Source organism: Methylobacterium sp. WL103 (assembly GCF_008039885.1).
Lineage (GTDB): Bacteria > Pseudomonadota > Alphaproteobacteria > Rhizobiales > Beijerinckiaceae > Methylobacterium > Methylobacterium cerastii.
In genome coordinates this window covers 1-3,404 of record NZ_VRUX01000466.1, presented here as the reverse complement: position 1 = coordinate 3,404, position 3,404 = coordinate 1, and the positions used below count along the sequence as shown (strand labels likewise).

Below are 3,404 nucleotides of genomic sequence, written 5' to 3'. Positions count from 1 at the left end.
CCCCGCGCCGCCTCCTGCCCCGCCGCAAGCGCAGGCTCCTTCCTCGTCCCCTCCCCAGACCTCCGGGCGAAAAACCCTGGTGGAGGCGCCGGCCAACGCCGACGACGTGGACGCGGTGACGTTGCCGGCCAAGCCCGCCGCGATCCTGGCCGGCAAGACGAAGTGGGACGAGGCGGTGCCGAGCCTCAAGGACGCCTTCGCCCGGATCGAGGCCGACCTGGCCAAGGCCGGCATCGCGCCGACCGGTCGCCCGCTCGCGGTCTTCACCCGGACCGACGACGACGGCTTCGCCTACGAGGCGATGATCCCGGTGGCGTCCGCGCCCGACCCGGCGCCGACCGCCGCCGACGGCCTGCGCTTCGGCACCACCCCGTCCGGCAAGGCCCTGCGCTTCCCGCACAAGGGCTCCTACGACGACATCGACGGCACCTACGAGACCCTGACCACCTACCTCGACGCCAAGGACATCGTCGTCCAGGACCGCTTCATCGAGGAATACGTCACCGACCTCGCCGACAAGGCCGACGACAAGCTCGACGTGAACATCTACGCGCTGACGCGCTGAGCATTTTCAAGCGAGGTGGATGCCGGCTCGCGTGAAGAACATGTTCTAACCCTGCGGCATCGGGCTGGGGAACCGGAGGGAATTCTCTCGGATTCCGCCCCCATGCCCAGCGCGAACCGCCACGACCTCTTCGCCGCCGCCCGCCCTCTCCGCGCAGCCGCGGCGACGGATGGGCCGCCCGCCGACCTCACGGCGAAGGCGCTGGAGATCCACCGCCGGCTGTGCCCGGTCTACGGTTGCCCGATCCCGTACTTCCACAGCCTCGATCCGCTCTCCGAGCTGGTCTCGTCGCTGCTCTCGCACCGCACCCGCAACGCCGATTCGGGCCGCGCGTTCAAGGCGTTGCGCACCCGCTTCCCCGATTGGGCCGACCTGATCGCCGCCCCGGTGGAGGCGATCGAGGAGACGATCCGCGGCGTGACCTGGCCGGAGCTGAAGGCGCCGCGCATCCAGGCCGTTCTGCGGGCGGTGGAGGCGCGCCACGGCGGCCTGTCGCTCGACTTCCTGGGGGAAATGCCGGTGGACGCGGCGCGGGCCTGGCTCGAGGCGATCCCCGGAATCGGCCCCAAGACCAGCGCAGCCGTGCTGTCGTTCTCGGTGCTGCGCATGGCGGCTCTGCCGGTGGACAGCCACCACCACCGCGTCGCCCAGCGCCTCGGGCTGATCGGTCCGAAGATGGATGTCGGCCCGTCGCACCCGATCTTGAGGTCGCAGCTTCCCGCCGACTGGTCGGCCCAGGACCTCTACGACAACCACGAGATCCTGATGCTGCACGGCCAGCAGGTCTGCCACCACCGCAAGCCCGCCTGCTGCCGCTGCGTGCTCGTCGACCTCTGCCCGAGCGCGCAGGTGGCCTACCGCGAGCCATAGACAATAGCGGTCGCTCGAAGCCGCGTTCAGCAACTTGAGGGCGCGAAGAGCGCTCGCGGAGGAGCGGGCCTTTCAGGACGTCGGTCCTGCAAAGCGTAGCGGGGCGAAAGTTTGTGCTCGTGGAGGCGGGCGTCGGCGATTGAGGGCGTCAGAAAGACAGGGCCAGCGCTTTCAGGCGATTGCCCTGAGCCGTAGTCGCCCCTCGCCTTGACCGGCTCGTCCCCCGGGTGCCAGAAACCCGCCCATCCAGGGACGCGAGATCGCCTCGGCCCGGCATTCGAGGGACCGCGCCGATGGCCGCGTTCAAGGAACTGGTGTTCTCGGGCGTGCAGCCGACGGGCAACCTGCATCTCGGCAACTACCTCGGGGCGATCAAGCGCTTCGTCGAGATGCAGGCGCGCGAGGCGCAGTGCCTGTATTGCGTCGTCGACCTGCACGCGATCACCTTGTGGCAGGACCCGGAGGCGTTGAAGGGTCAGATCCGCGAGGTCACCGCCGCCTTCCTGGCCGCCGGCATCGATCCGAAGCGCTCGATCGTGTTCAACCAGAGCCAGGTGCCGCAGCACGCCGAGCTCGCCTGGGTGTTCAACTGCGTCGCGCGCCTCGGCTGGCTCAACCGCATGACCCAGTTCAAGGACAAGGCCGGCAAGGACCGCGAGGCGGCCTCGATCGGCCTGTACGCCTATCCCGTGCTGATGGCCGCCGACATCCTCGCCTACCGCGCGACGCACGTGCCGGTCGGCGAGGACCAGAAGCAGCATCTCGAGCTGACTCGCGACATCGCGCAGAAGTTCAACACCGACTTCGCCGGCTCGATCGCAGCGCACGGGCACGACGAGGGCGCCGGCTTCTTCCCGATCACCGAGCCGCTAATCGGCGGGCCGGCCGCCCGGGTGATGAGCCTGCGCGACGGCACCAAGAAGATGTCGAAGTCCGACGCCTCGGACAATTCGCGCATCAACCTCACCGACGATTCCGACGCGATCGCCAGCAAGGTGCGCCGGGCCAAGACCGATCCCGACGCCCTCCCTTCGGAGGCCGCTGGCCTTGCCGGCCGGCCGGAGGCCGACAACCTTGTCGGCATCTTCGCCGGGCTCAAGGGCACCACCCGCGACGCGGTGCTCGCCGATTACGGCGGCGCGCAGTTCTCGGCCTTCAAGGGCGCGCTCGTCGAGCTCGCCGTGGAGACGCTGGCGCCGATCGCCGCCGAGATGAAGCGGCTCACCGCCGATCCGAGCCACATCGACGCGGTGCTGGCCGACGGTTCGGAGCGGGCTGAGGCCATCGCCGCGCCGACGCTCGATGCGGTCAAGGACATCGTCGGCTTCGTCCGCCGCACGCGCCTGCGCAGCGTGTGATGGCGGTCCGGGCCCTGATCTTCGACGTCTTCGGGACGCTGGTGGATTGGCGCTCGGGCGTGGCGCGTGAGGCGGAGCAGCTGCTCGCGCCCTATGCCCCGCAGCTCGATGGCGGTGCCTTCGCCGATGCGTGGCGGGCGCGCTACGGGCCGTCGATGGAGACGGTGCGCTCCGGCGCCCGCGGCTACGTCGACCTCGACGCGCTCCAGGCGGAGTCGCTGCCCGCGGTGCTGGCTGCCTTCGGGATCGACGGGGTTCCCGAGGCGGTCCTGGCCGACCTCGTCCTGGCCTGGCACCGGCTCGATGCATGGCCGGAGGTGCCGGATGCGCTCGTGCGCCTGCGGGCGGCCCACCTGCTCGCGCCCGTCTCGAACGGGCATGTCCGGCTGATGGTCGACCTCGCCCGGCGCAACGGCTTTACGTTCGACGCCATCCTCGGGGCGGGCTATTCCCGCGACTACAAGCCGAAACCCGCGCTCTACCGGGACGCGGTCGCGACCCTGGGCTTCTCGGCCTCCGAGACCTTGATGGTCGCAGCGCATTCGCTCGACCTCGCGGCGGCGGCGCAGCATGGGCTGGCGACCGCCCACATCGCCCGCCCGCGCGAGCAC

General features: G+C 70.3%; 4 protein-coding genes. All 4 read left to right on the top strand.

The features are described from left to right. On the top strand, window positions 1-565 hold a 565-nt coding region (locus FV222_RS20630; RefSeq protein ID WP_147815523.1), incomplete at its 5' end, for a GyrI-like domain-containing protein. Between the two features lie 102 nt (window positions 566-667). Continuing rightward, window positions 668-1,435, top strand: a complete 768-nt coding sequence (locus FV222_RS20625) for a Fe-S cluster assembly protein HesB (RefSeq protein ID WP_147763793.1) — start codon at window positions 668-670, stop codon at window positions 1,433-1,435. A gap of 293 nt (window positions 1,436-1,728) precedes the next feature. Then, entirely contained in the window at window positions 1,729-2,793 is a 1,065-nt protein-coding gene (gene trpS / locus FV222_RS20620; RefSeq protein WP_147763792.1) for a tryptophan--tRNA ligase, read from the top strand. Further along, window positions 2,793-3,404 (top strand): haloacid dehalogenase type II (locus FV222_RS20615; RefSeq protein WP_147815522.1); only part of this gene is annotated, 612 nt, incomplete at its 3' end. The genes trpS and FV222_RS20615, both read left to right, overlap by 1 nt.

What these genes read in the sequence shown, in the direction of transcription:
- trpS (WP_147763792.1), top strand. Translation starts at nt 1,729, where the DNA reads ATGGCCGCGTTCAAGGAACTGGTGTTCTCGGGCGTGCAGCCGACGGGC.
- FV222_RS20625 (WP_147763793.1), top strand. Translation starts at nt 668, where the DNA reads ATGCCCAGCGCGAACCGCCACGACCTCTTCGCCGCCGCCCGCCCTCTC.